General features: G+C 43.5%; 17 protein-coding genes. 1 reads left to right on the forward strand and 16 read right to left on the reverse strand.

Going from position 1 to position 15,188, the window contains the following annotated elements; translation table 11 throughout:
- Positions 1-25: 25 nt before the first annotated feature.
- The 15 genes from HMPREF9380_RS02120 to HMPREF9380_RS02050 form a co-directional block, all read right to left on the reverse strand.
- Positions 26-1,090: an acyl-CoA dehydrogenase family protein gene (locus HMPREF9380_RS02120; RefSeq protein ID WP_004193261.1), complete on the reverse strand. Its 1,065-nt coding sequence runs from the start codon at positions 1,088-1,090 to the stop codon at positions 26-28.
- A gap of 18 nt (positions 1,091-1,108) precedes the next feature.
- On the reverse strand, positions 1,109-1,657 hold the full coding sequence (locus HMPREF9380_RS02115; protein ID WP_032907690.1) for a carboxymuconolactone decarboxylase family protein: 549 nt from the start codon (positions 1,655-1,657) through the stop codon (positions 1,109-1,111).
- Positions 1,658-1,856: 199 nt separating this feature from the next.
- The gene (locus tag HMPREF9380_RS02110; protein WP_004193268.1) at positions 1,857-2,627 is read right to left on the reverse strand and encodes an acetyl-CoA carboxylase carboxyl transferase subunit alpha; all 771 of its coding nucleotides are present in this window, start codon (positions 2,625-2,627) and stop codon (positions 1,857-1,859) included.
- Positions 2,624-3,487, reverse strand: coding sequence for an acetyl-CoA carboxylase, carboxyltransferase subunit beta (gene accD / locus HMPREF9380_RS02105; protein ID WP_002901174.1), 864 nt, complete (start codon positions 3,485-3,487; stop codon positions 2,624-2,626). Before accD ends, HMPREF9380_RS02110 begins: the two co-directional genes overlap by 4 nt.
- 99 nt (positions 3,488-3,586) lie before the next feature.
- Complete coding sequence (locus tag HMPREF9380_RS02100; RefSeq protein ID WP_002893598.1) at positions 3,587-4,954, reverse strand: acetyl-CoA carboxylase biotin carboxylase subunit; 1,368 nt, start codon at positions 4,952-4,954, stop codon at positions 3,587-3,589.
- Positions 4,955-4,972: 18 nt separating this feature from the next.
- On the reverse strand, positions 4,973-5,395 hold the full coding sequence (gene fabZ, locus HMPREF9380_RS02095; RefSeq protein WP_002896886.1) for a 3-hydroxyacyl-ACP dehydratase FabZ: 423 nt from the start codon (positions 5,393-5,395) through the stop codon (positions 4,973-4,975).
- Positions 5,392-5,880 (reverse strand): acetyl-CoA carboxylase biotin carboxyl carrier protein, encoded by a 489-nt coding sequence (gene accB / locus HMPREF9380_RS02090; RefSeq protein ID WP_002893601.1) that lies wholly within the window; start codon positions 5,878-5,880, stop codon positions 5,392-5,394. Before accB ends, fabZ begins: the two co-directional genes overlap by 4 nt.
- Before the next feature lie 6 nt (positions 5,881-5,886).
- Positions 5,887-7,119 (reverse strand): beta-ketoacyl-ACP synthase II, encoded by a 1,233-nt coding sequence (gene fabF, locus HMPREF9380_RS02085; RefSeq protein WP_002922205.1) that lies wholly within the window; start codon positions 7,117-7,119, stop codon positions 5,887-5,889.
- Positions 7,120-7,183: 64 nt separating this feature from the next.
- On the reverse strand, positions 7,184-7,918 hold the full coding sequence (gene fabG / locus HMPREF9380_RS02080) for a 3-oxoacyl-[acyl-carrier-protein] reductase (protein WP_004193274.1): 735 nt from the start codon (positions 7,916-7,918) through the stop codon (positions 7,184-7,186).
- A 12-nt stretch (positions 7,919-7,930) separates the two neighbouring features.
- Positions 7,931-8,851 (reverse strand): ACP S-malonyltransferase, encoded by a 921-nt coding sequence (fabD, locus tag HMPREF9380_RS02075; protein ID WP_004193279.1) that lies wholly within the window; start codon positions 8,849-8,851, stop codon positions 7,931-7,933.
- Positions 8,844-9,818 carry an enoyl-[acyl-carrier-protein] reductase FabK gene (gene fabK / locus HMPREF9380_RS02070; RefSeq protein ID WP_004193281.1) on the reverse strand — a complete coding sequence of 325 codons (975 nt, stop codon included), beginning with the start codon at positions 9,816-9,818 and terminating at the stop codon, positions 8,844-8,846. The genes fabD and fabK overlap by 8 nt, the downstream gene beginning before the upstream one ends.
- 136 nt (positions 9,819-9,954) lie before the next feature.
- Positions 9,955-10,179: an acyl carrier protein gene (locus HMPREF9380_RS02065; RefSeq protein WP_002893611.1), complete on the reverse strand. Its 225-nt coding sequence runs from the start codon at positions 10,177-10,179 to the stop codon at positions 9,955-9,957.
- Positions 10,180-10,234: 55 nt separating this feature from the next.
- Complete coding sequence (locus HMPREF9380_RS02060; RefSeq protein WP_004193283.1) at positions 10,235-11,209, reverse strand: beta-ketoacyl-ACP synthase III; 975 nt, start codon at positions 11,207-11,209, stop codon at positions 10,235-10,237.
- Positions 11,209-11,643 carry a fatty acid biosynthesis transcriptional regulator FabT gene (gene fabT / locus HMPREF9380_RS02055; RefSeq protein WP_002901186.1) on the reverse strand — a complete coding sequence of 145 codons (435 nt, stop codon included), beginning with the start codon at positions 11,641-11,643 and terminating at the stop codon, positions 11,209-11,211. Before fabT ends, HMPREF9380_RS02060 begins: the two co-directional genes overlap by 1 nt.
- Positions 11,644-11,784: 141 nt before the next feature.
- Positions 11,785-12,576, reverse strand: coding sequence for an enoyl-CoA hydratase (locus HMPREF9380_RS02050; protein ID WP_004193287.1), 792 nt, complete (start codon positions 12,574-12,576; stop codon positions 11,785-11,787).
- 250 nt (positions 12,577-12,826) lie between these two features.
- Between HMPREF9380_RS02050 and HMPREF9380_RS02045 the strand changes: the two genes are divergently transcribed.
- The gene (locus HMPREF9380_RS02045; protein ID WP_004193289.1) at positions 12,827-14,188 is read left to right on the forward strand and encodes an aspartate kinase; all 1,362 of its coding nucleotides are present in this window, start codon (positions 12,827-12,829) and stop codon (positions 14,186-14,188) included.
- Positions 14,189-14,260: 72 nt separating this feature from the next.
- Here the strand turns inward: HMPREF9380_RS02045 and HMPREF9380_RS02040 are convergent, their stop codons facing one another.
- Complete coding sequence (locus HMPREF9380_RS02040) at positions 14,261-15,187, reverse strand: ATP-binding cassette domain-containing protein (RefSeq protein WP_004193290.1); 927 nt, start codon at positions 15,185-15,187, stop codon at positions 14,261-14,263.
- Position 15,188: the final 1 nt, after the last annotated feature.

Genomic DNA, 15,188 nt, shown 5'->3' on the forward strand with positions numbered 1-15,188 from the left:
ATCAGACGTTTGTTTGCTATCATTTCTATGAAACTTCTAAAATATGCCGCAGCTGGACTGCACTCGGTGAGACAATGGGAAGAAAAGCTCCTTCGTTCCAACGGCGGATAAATCCAGAAGTCGAATTACTCAAGTATCCTCTGCCTCCACTAGCCTGCAACTCCAAGAGCAGACTTTGAGCCACTACATCAACTATATCAATTCGCAGCTGGAAGAGCTCCTTAGGGTGCTCAACAAAATAGCCAGACTGGAGAAGACCTCTATAGAGCTGATCCTGGATTTCAGTCAGAGCAGCCACTTGCTCCTCCCACTCCTCTCTCAAAATAGATCGGACTGACAGATTGGCTTCGACCTCTGCCAAAGACTTCTCTGCTAGGCCAAGAGCCAAACCAAACTGATAACCTAGAAAAGCTGGGCGATTTTCTGCCAAAAAGGCCTGGGCATCTTGTGCAAGAATCCATTCCTCTTGCAAAGGCACATGGTTAAATGTCAGGGCAGCTGTATTTCCCCCTTGCAAAGATACAAACTCTAGATCCGCTGAACGAGAGAAATTCTCCGCGTCAGACGGCACAGCTAGAACCAGCGGCTGGCGGCCCCCATCTTCGAAACCAGCAACAAATATGCTGAGGAAGCGATCCTCGCGAGCATTGGTTACCCAAGGCAGACGTCCCTTGAGATAAAGCTTCCCGTCTTCTTCTACAATAGAGACATTTAACTCTTCTAAGTCCGACAGGAATTTAACAGCATTGGACAGGGCTGTCGCACCTGCATATTCCCCTGACAGGAGCCCTTCCAAATAGTGGTCTCTAAAGTAGGGATTAGGAGATTTTAAAATGTTATCAATAAAGGTCCTTTGCCCCCAAGAGATAAAGGAAGCGGTCAAAGAATGGTGAGCCAGCTCCTTGAGCACTTCAATCACATCCGTATCATTGCCACCTCGGCCTCCCAGCTCTTCTGGAACGCCAACCCGAAAGGCTCCTTCAGCAGCGATACGCTCAATCAGTTGATTGCCAGCTGCACAGGATTCTTTGTCAATTTGGTCAGCGTGATCATCCAACCAATTGATAAACTCTTCTGAAAAAAATGTCATTTGCCACCTCCTCAAAGACTAGGCATAAGGCTGCAATTCCGGATTAATTGGCGTATTGGCCAGATTATTGGCATAATTGCAAAGAGTCGCAAGGCTGACACCTAGAATCACATCCAGAGCATTCTCATGCGTATAGCCCGCTTCTAGGAAATCTGCCAAAGCCTCATCTCCGACCCGTCCCTTGGTATTGATGACTGCAATGGTAAATTTAGCAAGTGTATCTAGCTTCGGATCTGTATCAATCGGAGTACGATTGCGCAGAGCCTCTAAAAGATCATCATTCATTTGAATCTGCTTGATTGAAAAGGCTGTATGACCCGCTACACAGAAAGCACAGCCATTAGTAACTGCAGCCGTTATCTGCACTACTTCACGCTCAGTCGGTGTCAGGCTGTTACGGCGATTGATAGCTCCAACCGTCCGATAAGTTTCCAAAGCAGTTGGTGCATTGGCCAAAAGACCGATAAGATTAGGGATATAGCCACCGTTATCTTTTTGAACAGTTTCCAGGACTTCTTTTACCTCAACTGGTGCGGACTCAATCGTGTGGATAGTAAATTCTGACATATGAAACCTCATTTCTTTTAATTAGAAACTATCTTAACATAGGACCAATGGCTTGTATAATATATATTTTATATAAGTCCTATAAAGAGAATATAATGCGATTTTTCAAACCAAAATATATTACCCTTGTAAGATAGCTCCACATCAATTTCAAACAAGAAGCCGAAACGAGAAAAAGAAGCCTTTTGGCTTCTATTTTTTAATATTTCCTGAATCTCTGATAGCGATTTTCCAGTAATTGCTCCAAAGGAAGCTGAGACAGACTATCCAACTCAGTAGCAATTTCTTCTTTCACTGCAGCCAGTAATTCATGGTTGTTAAAGCCTCTTTCAGGAATGACATTATCTACCACTTCCATCTGCAAGAGCTCATGTGAAGTAATTTTCATCAGCTCTGCCGCTTCCATAGCGCGACTGCCGTCTTTCCAGAGGATGGAAGCAAAGCCTTCCGGACTGAGAACTGCATACATAGAGTTTTCCAGCATCCAGACCTTATCTGCTACAGCCAAAGCCAAGGCTCCGCCTGAGCCACCTTCACCAATGATGATGGCAATAATCGGTACTTTGAGATTGCTCATTTCCATCAAGTTACGGGCAATAGCTTCCCCTTGGCCACGCTCCTCAGCACCGACACCAGGATAAGCACCTGCCGTATTGATAAAGGTTACCACAGGACGGCCAAATTTTTCCGCCTGCTTCATGAGGCGTAGGGCCTTGCGGTAGCCTTCTGGATGCGGCTGTCCAAAATTACGGCGCAGATTGTCTTGCAAATTGCGACCCTTTTGAATACCGACCACCGTCACAGGCTGACCCTTTAGCGTCCCGATACCGCCTATCACTGCACCGTCATCTCGAAAAGAGCGATCTCCATGCAGCTCGACGAAGTTATCAAAAACTCCTTGTGCAAAATCCAGCGCAGTCAAACGAGCCTGATCACGCGCTTCTTTAATAATCCGAGTGATTTTTGTCATGCTTGACCTCCATGGAATGCTAATAAGGTTGCAAGTGTATCTCTCATATCACCACGCTTGACGATGGCATCCACAAAACCATGCTCCATGAGAAATTCGGCCTTTTGAAAATCATCTGGCAGCTTCTCACGAACCGTGGACTCAATAACTCGACGTCCGGCAAATCCAACTAGAGCCTGTGTTTCAGCCAGAATAATATCGCCTTCCATGGCAAAAGAGGCTGTTACACCACCAGTTGTCGGATCTGTCAAGACGGTCAGATAGAAGAGACCTGCTGCAGAGTGCCGCTGTACAGCAGCAGAGACCTTAGCCATCTGCATCAAGCTCATAATGCCCTCTTGCATGCGGGCACCACCAGAAGCCGTAAACAGAACGACTGGCAATTTATGCTCTGTCGCATACTCAAAGAGACGGGTAATCTTTTCACCCACAACTGTCCCCATAGAAGCCATGATAAAGTTCGAATCCATGATTCCAAGAGCAGTTTTATGCCCCTTGATACTAGCCGTCCCAGTCAGAACCGCCTCATCCAACCCTGTCTTCTCACGGGTAAGTGCTAATTTCTCCTGATAGTTAGGAAAGTTCAGAGGATCCTTGGTTTCAATTCCAGTGAACATCTCCTCAAAACTGTTCTCATCCACAGTTAGATTTAAGCGCTCATGAGCAGAAATACGGAAATTATAGCCACAGTTAGGACACACACTGTCATTTCCAAGATCTTTTTGGTAAATGGTATGCTTACAACCTGGGCATTTCGAAAAGAGTTCGTCTGGTACCTCAGGCTTTGCTTGAGGCTTTTCCCGACTCGCTCGATTAGGATTGATACGGATATATTTATCCTTCTTTGAAAACAAAGCCATCGTTTACGTCTTCTCCTTTTCAAGATTTTATACTCAGGCACATCAAACAGCAAGAGCCGCCGTCTTTTTAGTTTACAGAGCAGCTCTTACATGTCTCATCTATTGTTTCTCTTGATAAGCCGGAAGGAACTTCTCCATGAGAAAAGCTGTGTCATAATCACCAGCAATTACATTGGGATCTGAGATTAAGTCCAATTGGAAGCCACTATTGGTCACAACACCGTCAATTTCTAATTCATAGAGTGCACGTTGCATCTTCATCAGAGCATCAAAGCGATTTTCCCCGTGAACAATTATCTTCGCAATCATGCTATCGTAATAAGGCGGGATGGTATAGCCAGGATAAACGGCTGAATCCACGCGCAGACCCACTCCACCGCTTGGCAGATAAACATTTGAAATCTTACCAGGACTCGGTGCAAAGTTAAAGGCTGGATTTTCAGCATTAATCCGACACTCAATCGCATGCCCTCGGATTTCAACATCATCCTGACTGAAGGACAGCTCCTGACCGTTTGCTATCTTAATCTGCTCTTTTACAATATCCACACCGGTAACAAACTCGGTGACTGGATGCTCAACCTGCACCCGAGTGTTCATCTCCATAAAGTAGAATTCGCCCTTGGCTTCATCAAGCAGAAACTCAATCGTTCCAGCATTTTCATAGCCGACAGACTGAGCAGCCCGAACAGCTGCTTCACCAATCTGCTGACGCAAGGTTTTCCCAATCGCCACAGATGGGCTTTCTTCCAGCACTTTTTGATTATTACGCTGCAAAGAGCAATCCCGCTCGCCCAAGTGAACCACATGCCCCTGCTGATCTGCCAAGATCTGCACTTCAATATGGCGCGCTGGATAGATGACTCGCTCCATATACATGGCACCATTCCCAAAGGCTGCTTTGGCTTCGCTAGATGCAGACTCAAAGGCCGCTACTAAATCCTCAGCCTTTTCAACCTTACGAATGCCCTTGCCGCCGCCGCCAGCAGAAGCTTTAAGCATGACTGGATAACCAATCTTTTCGGCGACTTCCAAAGCTTCTTCAGAGGTATGAACTTCTCCATCAGAACCTGGGATAACTGGCACTTTCGCCTTAATCATCTGAGCCCGAGCATTAATCTTGTCCCCCATCATGTCCATAACAGCACCTGAAGGCCCAATAAACTTAATGCCGACTTCTTCGCACATGGTCGCAAATTTAGAGTTTTCGCTCAAAAAACCAAAACCAGGATGAATGGCTTCTGCACCTGTCAGAACAGCAGCAGACAGGACAGCGTTCATATTTAGATAAGAATCAGTTGACTTGGCTGGACCGATACAGACAGCCTCATCAGCCAGTAGGGTATGGAGTGCTTCCTTGTCAGCTGTTGAATAAACAGCTACCGTATCAATTCCCAACTCGCGAGCTGCACGAATGATTCTGACCGCAATTTCCCCACGGTTAGCAATTAAAATTTTACGAAACATGGTGAAAGCTCCTTTTATCTACTGGCCAATCGCAAAGGTCAAGGTACCGCTGGCTGCAAGTTTTCCATCAACTTCTGCTTTCGCCTCTACAACTGCAATGGTTCCGCGGCGCTTGACAAACTTAGCTGTCATAATCAGCTGATCACCTGGTACAACTTGCTTTTTGAACTTGACCTTGTCCATGCCAGCATAGAAGACCAGTTTGCCCTTATTTTCTTCTTTGGACAATTCCAGCACGCCGGCTGTTTGAGCCAGAGCTTCCATGATTAAGACACCTGGCATAACAGGATATTGAGGAAAATGCCCGTTAAAGAAAGGCTCATTGACTGTCACATTTTTCAGAGCAACAATCTCATCTTCGCTAACTTCCAAAACTCGGTCTACCAAAAGCATCGGATAGCGGTGCGGAAGTGCTTCTTTTATTGCATTGATATCAATCATTTGATGCGTACCAGCCCTTTCCCAAATTCAACCATTTCTTCATTCTGAACCAGAATTTCTGTAACCAGGCCATCTTTAGGTGCTGGAACTTCATTCATGACCTTCATTGCTTCAATAATCATCAGGGTTTGACCTTTTTTAACTTGGTCTCCAACAGATACAAACGGCGGCTTGTCTGGACCAGCTGCTAAGTAAGCCACACCAACCAAAGGGCTTTCCACAACATCACCTTCAGCAGCAGGTGCCGGAGCTTCTGAAGCTATTTCTGGCTCTGCAGACGGAGCTGCTTGAGGAGTTGGCTCAATCACAGGCGCACTTGCAGCCTGCAAAGGTGCAGCAATTGGAGCAGCACTGGCTGTTGGAACTGGAGCCTGACCTTCATTCTTACTAAAAGTCAGCTCATCGCTCTGATTTTTGTAAGAAAACTCACGCAGACTAGACTGGTCAAACTGCGCCATTAAATCTTTAATTTCGTTGATATTCATAGGTTTTTAAGCCTCCCAGCGTTTAAAGGCAAGAACTGCATTGTGGCCGCCAAAGCCAAATGTATTGGAAATCGCATAAGGGATTTCCTGTTCCTTACCTTGACCGTAAATAACGTTGGCTTCAATATAGTCTGGCAACTCTGTTGTACCAGCTGTTTTTGGCACATAGCTATGACGCATTGCTTCAATCGTCGCAATAGCCTCAACCGCGCCCGCTGCACCGAGCAAATGTCCTGTAAAGGATTTAGTAGAAGATACCGCTACATCTTTACCAAAGACAGAAACAATGGCTCCGCTTTCGCCTTTTTCATTAGCAGGAGTTGATGTACCATGAGCATTGACATAAGCTACATCTTTCGGCTCAATTTCAGCTTCTTCAACCGCCTGTTTGATAGCCTTGATAGCGCCCAAACCTTCTGGATGCGGAGAAGTCATATGGTAAGCGTCACAAGTATGACCGTATCCTACCACCTCAGCCAAGATAGTCGCTCCGCGTTTCTCAGCATGTTCCAAACTTTCCAGAACCAGCATACCAGAACCTTCACCCATGACAAAGCCATTGCGATCCTTATCAAAAGGAATAGAAGCACGCTTAGGATCTTCTGTGGTAGAAAGAGCTGTCAGAGCTTGGAAACCAGCAATCGCAAATGGTGTAATAGAAGCTTCTGAACCACCGACCAGCATTACATCTTGATAGCCAAATTTAATTGAGCGGAAAGCTTCACCAATCGCATCGTTTGCTGAGGCACAGGCCGTATTGACAGATTTACAGATACCATTGGCTCCAAAGCGCATCGCTACATTTCCTGCCCCCATATTTGGTAGGGCTTTTGGCAAGGTCAAAGGTTTGATACGTTTAGGACCTTTTTCATGCAAGCGAACAACTTGCTCTTCAATTTCCTGAATCCCACCGATACCTGAAGCCACAATGACACCAAAGCGATCCTTATCCAACGCATCTACATCTAAGTGAGCATTGTTGACCGCTTCTTGAGAAGCATAAATCGCATAAAGTGTGTAATTATCATAACGGTTGGTATCCTTTTTGACAAAATATTTATCAAATGGAAAATCCTTAATTTCTGCCGCATTGTGAACACTGTATTCACTATGATCAAATTTAGTAATTGGACCGATTCCAATATTGCCTTCTTTTAAATTATTCCAGAATTCTTCTGGAGTATTCCCGATAGGTGAAGTTAAACCGTATCCTGTTACAACAACTCGATTAAGTTTCATATTGAGCTCCTTTTTTTAGATGAATCAACTGATTTTCTACTCGTTAATATTCAAAAACTGTGACTTACTGCATAGTAAAGCCGCCATCAATCGTGATGACTTGACCCGTCAGATATTCTTGACCTGCCAAGAAGAGAGCAACATCTGCTACTTCTTCTGGAGTACCAAAACGCTTCATCGGAATGAGCGCCAGAGACGCTTCCTTAATTTTTTCTGGGAGCACATCTGTCATATCAGATGCGATAAAGCCAGGGGCAATGCAGTTCACACGGATATTACGCGCTGCCACTTCACGGGCTACTGACTTAGAAAAACCAATCAGACCAGCCTTGGAAGCTGCATAGTTTGCCTGACCGATATTTCCAGCCAAACCAACGACACTCGATAGGTTGATTATAGCACCCTGACGAGCTTTTGTCATCGGTTTCAGGACTGATTGTGTCATATTGAACGTTCCAGTCAAGTTCACTTTCAGCACCTGCTCAAAATCTTCTTCCGTCATTTTCAGCATGAGCTTATCACGGGTAATACCAGCATTATTGACCAATACATCAACAGACCCCAGAGCCGCAACAGCTTCTTCCACTATCCGCTGAGCATCCGCAGATTTAGACACATCCCCAATAACAGCCACGACTTTACCAGAATAGCCGGCAAATTCAGCCAAAATATCATCAGAAATCCCGCTTAGTCCGTTTAAAATAACATTGGCTCCGAAACTGGCAAATTTATGCGCAATTGCCAGCCCAATCCCACGAGCGGACCCTGTAATTAACACATTCTTGTTTTGTAATTCCATGATGATTCCTCATTATTTTTCTAGAAGAGCATTCAAACTTTCTACATCTTCAACTTGGCGTACATCCGCAGACCTATCAATTTTCTTAATAAAACCAGACAGAACTTTGCCAGGACCGATTTCGATAAATTCAGTCACACCAGCTTCCTGCATTTTAGCAATGCTGTCATAAAAGCGTACTGGCTCCATTACCTGACGAGTCAAAAGCTCTTTGACTCTTTCTTTTTCCATCACAGTTGCTTCAGTATTTCCGACTAATGGCCATACAAAATCTGAAAATTCAACTGTTTCCAAGACTTCTGCCAATCGTTCGCTGGCTGGCTTTAAAAGCGCTGTATGGAAAGGTCCGGATACATTGAGAGGAATTAAGCGCTTGACACCGGCATCTTTCAAAAGCTCCACAGCCTTATCCACTGCTGCCACTTCTCCTCCGATAACAATCTGACTTGGCGTATTATAGTTAGCTGGTGAGACTACACCAATAGCGCTTGCTTCCTGACAGACTGCTTCAATGAGAGAAACTTCTGCATTTAAGACTGCGACCATTTTCCCGGAGCCAGCTGGAGCTGCCTCTTCCATGAAGCTACCGCGCTTAGCGACCAAGCCCACTGCCGTCTTAAAATCAAGGGCACCAGCAGCTACCAAAGCAGAATATTCTCCAAGCGAGAGCCCTGCTACCATATCAGGCTCGATTCCCTTATCAGCCAAGAGCCGATAAATAGCTACTGAAGTTGTTAAAATAGCCGGTTGCGTGTAGCGAGTTTGATTGAGCTTTTCTTCATCTTGATCGATCAAAGCTCGGACATCATAGCCTAGAACTTGGCTAGCTTCATCGAAAGTTGACCGCACAAGCTCATACTGATCATAAAGCTCGCGCCCCATTCCAAGGTACTGCGCTCCCTGACCGGCAAAGAGAAAGGCTCTTTTAGTCATTTCTAGTTACTCCTGCCCAACGTTTTGCTTCCTGCTGAATCTTCTCAGCAGCACCATAGTAGATATCTTTGAGGATCTCTTCGACTGTTTCTTCCTTACTGATTAAACCAGCAATTTGACCAGACATGACGGAACCATTTTCCACATCTCCTCGAACAACTGCATTGGCCAAAGCACCAGCTCCAAGATTTTCAAAAACAGTCAAATCTGGATTTTCTTGCTTGAAGGCTTCTTTTTCTGCCTTTTCAAAATCACGCGTCAGCTTATTCTTGATAGCGCGAACCGCATGACCGAAATGCTGGGCAGAGATAGTCGTATCAATATCGCGAGCCTTCAAAATCATGTTCTTGTAGTTCTGATGAGCATTGGATTCCTTAGCAACGACAAAGCGAGTCCCGACCTGAACGGCCTCCGCTCCCAGCATAAAGCCAGCCGCAGCCCCAGAACCATCTGCAATACCACCGGCAGCAATAACCGGAATGCTAACTGCTTCTGCAACCTGACGAACCAAGGACATGGTAGTCAATTTCCCGATGTGGCCGCCGGCTTCCATACCTTCTGCAATGACTGCATCCGCACCGATTTTTTCCATCCGCTTAGCCAAGGCCACGCTTGGAACTACAGGGATAACTGTAATTCCTGCTTCATGGAAACGAGCCATGCGCTTGCTTGGATTACCCGCACCAGTGGTTACTACTTTTACTCCCTCTTCAATGACGAGATCAACAATGTCGTCCGCAAAAGGAGACAGTAGCATGATGTTAACCCCGAAAGGACGGTCTGTTAAAGACTTAATCTTGTCAATATTAGCCTTTACCACTTCCTTAGGTGCATTTCCGCCACCGATGATACCAAGACCACCAGCTTTTGAAACTGCGCCAGCCAAGTCACCGTCAGCAACCCAGGCCATTCCGCCTTGGAAAATAGGATAATCAATGTTCAATAATTCTGTAATACGTGTTTGCATAATACCTTCCTTTTATCATTGCTTAAGTAATAGCTTGATCTCAAACTACCACACGCTAGATGTATTTTCTTTACTTTGACAGTCAAACTATTACCTAAACAAGAGAGAATATCTTTCGATACTCTCAGTTACTTGCTTATTTAGTTTTTTCTTCTACATAAGCAACCAAATCACCAACTGTGTTCAAACCTTCTTCAGTTTCGATTTGGATGTCAAATGCATCTTCAATTTCTGAAATCACTTGGAACAAGTCCAATGAATCTGCTTCAAGATCATCAAAAGTTGACTCAAGAGTAACTTCTGATGGCTCTTTACCAAGTTCTTCAACGATAATTTCTTGTACTTTTTCAAATACTGCCATGGATAGACTCCTTTAAAAATAAAATATTTTTTATCATGTGTTTCCACTTGATTAACTAAATTGTAACAATAAGCGTGCCCCATGTCAAACCTCCACCAAAACCTGACATCAAAATTGTCTGATTTCCGTTCAGTTTGATCAGTCCTTGCTCCACACACTCAGATAATAAAATCGGGATGCTAGCAGCGCTAGTATTGCCGTATTCCATCATATTGGCTGGAAGTTTCTCCCGCGCAACACCAAGCTTCTTAGCCATTTTATCCAAAATACGGATATTGGCCTGATGCAGCAACAGAAAATCCAAATCTTCCGCTGAAAGCTGACTGCTTTCAATGGTTTCCCTGATAGAACGAGCAACATCACGAATAGCAAAGTCGAAAATAGCTCTACCGTCCATTGTCAGATAAGGCTGATTCTCACCCTTTTCAGAAAAAGGTGAAGACAAACCGATTTTTCCGCAGGTCAGACTACCTCCGCGAGATCCGTCTGTAAACTGACTTTCTGCCAAAAAATGCTGTTCTGAAGCGCTTTCCAACAGGACACCGCCAGCACCATCTCCAAAGAGAACCGCTGTTGAACGATCCGACCAATCTACCGTCTTAGAGAGAGTCTCACTTCCTATGACTAGACCTTTTTGATAACGGTCTGAAGAAATAAATTTTTCCCCAGTAGACAGGGCGAAGATAAAGCCACTGCAGGCCGCCGTCAGATCAAAGGCAAATGCATTCTTAGCACCAATATTGGCCTGTACTCTCGCAGCCGTTGAAGGCATTAAAGAATCCGGCGTAATGGTGGCAACAATGATAAAGTCCAGGTCTTGAGCAGAAATTCCTGACTTTTGCAGCAAATTCTCTGCTACTTTTGTAGCTAAATCACTGGTCGTTTCATCTGACGATAAATGGCGGTTTTTAATCCCAGTTCGACTTGAAATCCACTCATCACTGGTATCCATAATCTTGGCCAGATCATCATTGCTGACAACCTGACGGGGAGCATAATGAGCCACTTGGCTAATCTTAGCATAGTTCATTATTTCAAATCCTCTAGGAAACTATATAAATTTTGCAGGCCCTTTTGCATCACTTGTCTCTCTTCTGGACTCATCCCATCCACTACCTGCATGACCATGCGGTTGTGGAATCGCTTATGAAGACGATACAAAAGCCGCCCATTCTTTGTCAAATTCAGATGCACCACACGACGGTCAACTTCCGACCGACGCCGCTCAATATAACCCTTGCGTTCCAGATTATTCAAACTAGTCGTAACAGTTCCCAAAGTAACCATCAATTCTCGTGATATATCACTTGGAGTAGCATTTGGGGTTGTACCGATGACATCTATCGTATGCATTTCCTTAATGGAGACATCGTTGAAGCGACTGCTTCTTAGGCTCGATTCTTCAATAACCAAGACATTATTGAAAATAGACGTTAAGTAATCATTTACTAACTGAAAATTCAAAACCAACCCTCCTTAAGAAAATACTTTGACAATCAAATTTTATCAGATAGAAAAGCAATTTGCAAGCTTTTTTGAAAATTAATTTGATTTTCAAATATTTTTGTAAACAACTCACAAATTAAGCAAACTTGAACCACTACATTATTTACCAGTAAAGTTTGGACGACGTTTCTCAGAGTAAGCCCGAACCCCTTCTTTAAAATCTTCTGTAAAAGCCAGCGATTTCTGTAGTTCCAACTCTAGCTCAGCATACTCAGACCAGCCGCTGAACAGACTCTTCCAGACCATTTCTTTCATAGCTCTGTAAGAATTTAGAGAGCCACGTTTCAGCTTCTTCAGCAACTGTTCCGTTGTTTTTTCCAATTTCTCTGTTTCACAGACTTTATAAAGCAAGCCGTAATCCAGAGCTTTCTCTGCAGTCAGAGCTTCCCCAGTCATAACCAGATGGGTCGCCCGAGTTACCCCGATAGCACGAGTCAGTAAGAAAAGACCACCAGCATCTGGCGCCAGACCAACACCGACAAAGGCCTGAATGAAACGGGATTTTTCAGTGGCAATACAGAAATCTGCTGCAACGACCATATTAGCAGCCGCACCAGCAACAGGGCCATCAACACTCATGATAACCGGCTTAGGCAGACGCTTCATAGCAAAGGAAATATCATTCACCAGTTCTGCGATTTTCACCAAGGATTGGACGTCATCATCACTGACAGCTCTCTGCATCTCAGCCAAATCCCCACCCACTGAAAAAACCTTACCATTAGCATTGATAACTAAAAATTTGACGGAGTCATCCTTAGCAGCAAGTTCAATAGCCTCTAAAATTTCCTCACACATAGGAATATTAAAGCCATTTGAAACTTCAGGGCGATTAAAAGTAATCGTTGCTACCTCATCTGCTACATGATAGAGAATTCCATTAAATGTCATTTCAGCTCCATTCCCGACCCGATTTCAAATCAGCCGTTTTGTTTTATTCTTAAATAATTTGATATTCAAATTATAAACAACTTATATTTTATCATAAAATATAAAAGAAAGGAAATAAAAAATGGGAAAAATTAGATGGTCTTCAAATTTAAAGTGTAAAAGCAATATTATGGATAAAAATAGTATAAAAACAGTGTTTGAATAATTTTCAGAATTTTGTTATAATTTTTAAAATAAGATAGGAGAATCTATGAAAGTTGTAAAATTTGGCGGAAGTTCACTGGCTTCTGCGACTCAATTAGAAAAAGTTTTGAATATTGTCAAATCTGATCCTGAACGTCGATTTGTTGTAGTATCAGCGCCAGGAAAACGCCACGATAACGATATCAAAGTAACCGATGCTCTGATTAAATACTACCGAGAGTACATAGCAGGAAATGATGTCACACCAAATCAACAGTGGATTATCAATCGCTATGCAGATATGGTGGCAGAACTAGGTTTGAAACCAAAAGTTCTGGAGAAAATTTCCAAAAGCATCACAAGCCTTGCAACTTTACCAATTGAAGATAATGCATTTCTTTATGATACTTTTCTTGCAGCAGGAGAAAACAACAACGCCAAATTAATTGCAGCTTATTTCAGTCAAAATGGCGTTCCAGCTAGCTACGTACATCCAAGAGAAGCGGGACTCGTCGTTTCCAGTGAACCTGGCAATGCAAGAATTCTTCCTTTCAGCTATGATAAGATTGAAGAGCTCAACAATTCTGATGAAGTTCTAGTTATTCCTGGTTTCTTTGGTGTAACTCAAGATGGCCAAATCTGTACTTTCTCTCGCGGGGGGTCTGATATTACGGGCTCTATCATTGCTGCGGGTGTCAAAGCAGACATTTATGAAAACTTTACTGATGTTGATGGCATCTTTGCTGCCCATCCCGGCATTGTCCACAAACCACATTCCATTCCTGAGCTAACCTATCGGGAAATGCGTGAATTGGCCTACGCTGGCTTTACAGTTCTCCATGATGAAGCTCTGCTTCCAGCTTACCGCGGCAAAATCCCGCTGGTTATTAAAAATACCAACAATCCAGAACATCCAGGTACTCAAATTGTCCATAAACACAGCAAGGACCATCTACCAGTCGTTGGAATTGCTGGAGATGCAGGCTTTGTCAGCATTAACATGTCTAAGTACCTGATGAACAGAGAAATTGGCTTTGGTAGACGCGTCCTTCAAATTCTCGAAGACCTGAATATTGGTTGGGAGCACATGCCTACAGGAATTGATGACCTTTCCATTATCTTGCGCGAGCGCGAATTAACTCCTATCAAAGAGGAAGAAATCCTTCGCCAGCTTATCCAAAAAGCAGAGGTTGATCATGCAGAAATTGAACACGACCTTTCCATTATCATGATTGTTGGCGAAAAAATGAAAAGTCATATTGGTGTAACAGCCACTGCAACCAAAGCTCTTTCAGAAAATAACATCAACATTCAAATGATATCCCAAGGCTCAAGCGAAGTATCCATCATGTTTGTTGTTGAAAAAAATCAAGAAAAAGCTGCCATTCGTGCACTTTACAGTGCATTTTTCGAAGAAAAATCTCAATGATCCCATTCGAATAATACAAGTATATTTAACCTTAATCAATAAAAAAGAAAAGCCTAAAGAGGCTTTTCTTTCTTATTGTTTTGCTTTCTTATACTTTTCGAGTTCAGCTTTATTAGCCCAGACATAGTGTCCTGGACGAATCTCTGCCATTTCTGGTTTATCAACTGAATAATCGTGCTGTTCAGGATCATAGACCTTCAACACTTTTTTACGCTCCAAGATTGGGTCTGGAATTGGAACAGCTGAGAGCAGGGATTGTGTATAAGGATGGACAGGATGGTTGAACAATTCCTCTGTCTCTGCCACTTCTACAATGACACCTTTGTAAATCACGGCGATACGATCAGAAATAAAACGAACTACCGAAAGGTCATGGGCAATAAACAGGTAGGTCAAGCCAAGCTCTTTTTGAAATTTTTTCAAAAGATTCAAAACCTGAGCCCGAACAGATACGTCCAAGGCAGAAATCGGCTCATCTGCAATTACGAAGTCTGGTTGCATGACCAAAGCACGAGCAATCCCGATCCGTTGACGCTGTCCACCAGAGAATTCGTGAGGATAGCGAGTTAAATGCTCAGCCAACAAGCCAACTTCATTGATGATATCTTTGACTTTTCTTTGACGGTCTTCTTCACTATCAAACAAATGGTAATTATAGAGACCCTCAGATATGATATAGTCAACCGTTGCACGTTCATTCAGACTGGCAGCTGGGTCTTGGAAAATCATCTGAATCTTGCGAATCAAGTCCGCTTCTTCTGCTTTTGACTTTTTACCATTAATCTTTTTGCCTTCATAGAAGATATCTCCTGCACTGGTATCATTAAGACCGATAATAGCTCGACCAATAGTAGTCTTACCAGAGCCTGATTCTCCTACAAGAGAGAAAGTTTCTCCCTTGTTGATGAAGAAATTTGCATTTTTAACTGCTACAAATTTCTTACTTCCTTCACCGAAGGAAATTTCTAAATCTTTAATTTCAACTAATTTTTCAGTCATT

The sequence above is a fragment of the Streptococcus sanguinis SK49 genome, assembly GCF_000212815.1.
Taxonomy (GTDB): Bacteria; Bacillota; Bacilli; order Lactobacillales; family Streptococcaceae; genus Streptococcus; species Streptococcus sanguinis_C.

Coding starts and splice junctions, on each gene's coding strand:
- fabZ (WP_002896886.1), bottom strand. CDS start 5,395: ATGATTGATATCAATGCAATAAAAGAAGCACTTCCGCACCGCTATCCG.
- accB (WP_002893601.1), bottom strand. CDS start 5,880: ATGAATATCAACGAAATTAAAGATTTAATGGCGCAGTTTGACCAGTCT.
- HMPREF9380_RS02100 (WP_002893598.1), bottom strand. CDS start 4,954: ATGTTTCGTAAAATTTTAATTGCTAACCGTGGGGAAATTGCGGTCAGA.
- HMPREF9380_RS02065 (WP_002893611.1), bottom strand. CDS start 10,179: ATGGCAGTATTTGAAAAAGTACAAGAAATTATCGTTGAAGAACTTGGT.
- fabK (WP_004193281.1), bottom strand. CDS start 9,818: ATGCAAACACGTATTACAGAATTATTGAACATTGATTATCCTATTTTC.
- fabG (WP_004193274.1), bottom strand. CDS start 7,918: ATGGAATTACAAAACAAGAATGTGTTAATTACAGGGTCCGCTCGTGGG.
- HMPREF9380_RS02060 (WP_004193283.1), bottom strand. CDS start 11,209: ATGAACTATGCTAAGATTAGCCAAGTGGCTCATTATGCTCCCCGTCAG.
- HMPREF9380_RS02110 (WP_004193268.1), bottom strand. CDS start 2,627: ATGACAAAAATCACTCGGATTATTAAAGAAGCGCGTGATCAGGCTCGT.
- HMPREF9380_RS02120 (WP_004193261.1), bottom strand. CDS start 1,090: ATGACATTTTTTTCAGAAGAGTTTATCAATTGGTTGGATGATCACGCT.
- fabD (WP_004193279.1), bottom strand. CDS start 8,851: ATGACTAAAAGAGCCTTTCTCTTTGCCGGTCAGGGAGCGCAGTACCTT.
- HMPREF9380_RS02040 (WP_004193290.1), bottom strand. CDS start 15,187: ATGACTGAAAAATTAGTTGAAATTAAAGATTTAGAAATTTCCTTCGGT.
- HMPREF9380_RS02045 (WP_004193289.1), top strand. CDS start 12,827: ATGAAAGTTGTAAAATTTGGCGGAAGTTCACTGGCTTCTGCGACTCAA.
- accD (WP_002901174.1), bottom strand. CDS start 3,487: ATGGCTTTGTTTTCAAAGAAGGATAAATATATCCGTATCAATCCTAAT.
- HMPREF9380_RS02050 (WP_004193287.1), bottom strand. CDS start 12,576: ATGACATTTAATGGAATTCTCTATCATGTAGCAGATGAGGTAGCAACG.
- HMPREF9380_RS02115 (WP_032907690.1), bottom strand. CDS start 1,657: ATGTCAGAATTTACTATCCACACGATTGAGTCCGCACCAGTTGAGGTA.
- fabF (WP_002922205.1), bottom strand. CDS start 7,119: ATGAAACTTAATCGAGTTGTTGTAACAGGATACGGTTTAACTTCACCT.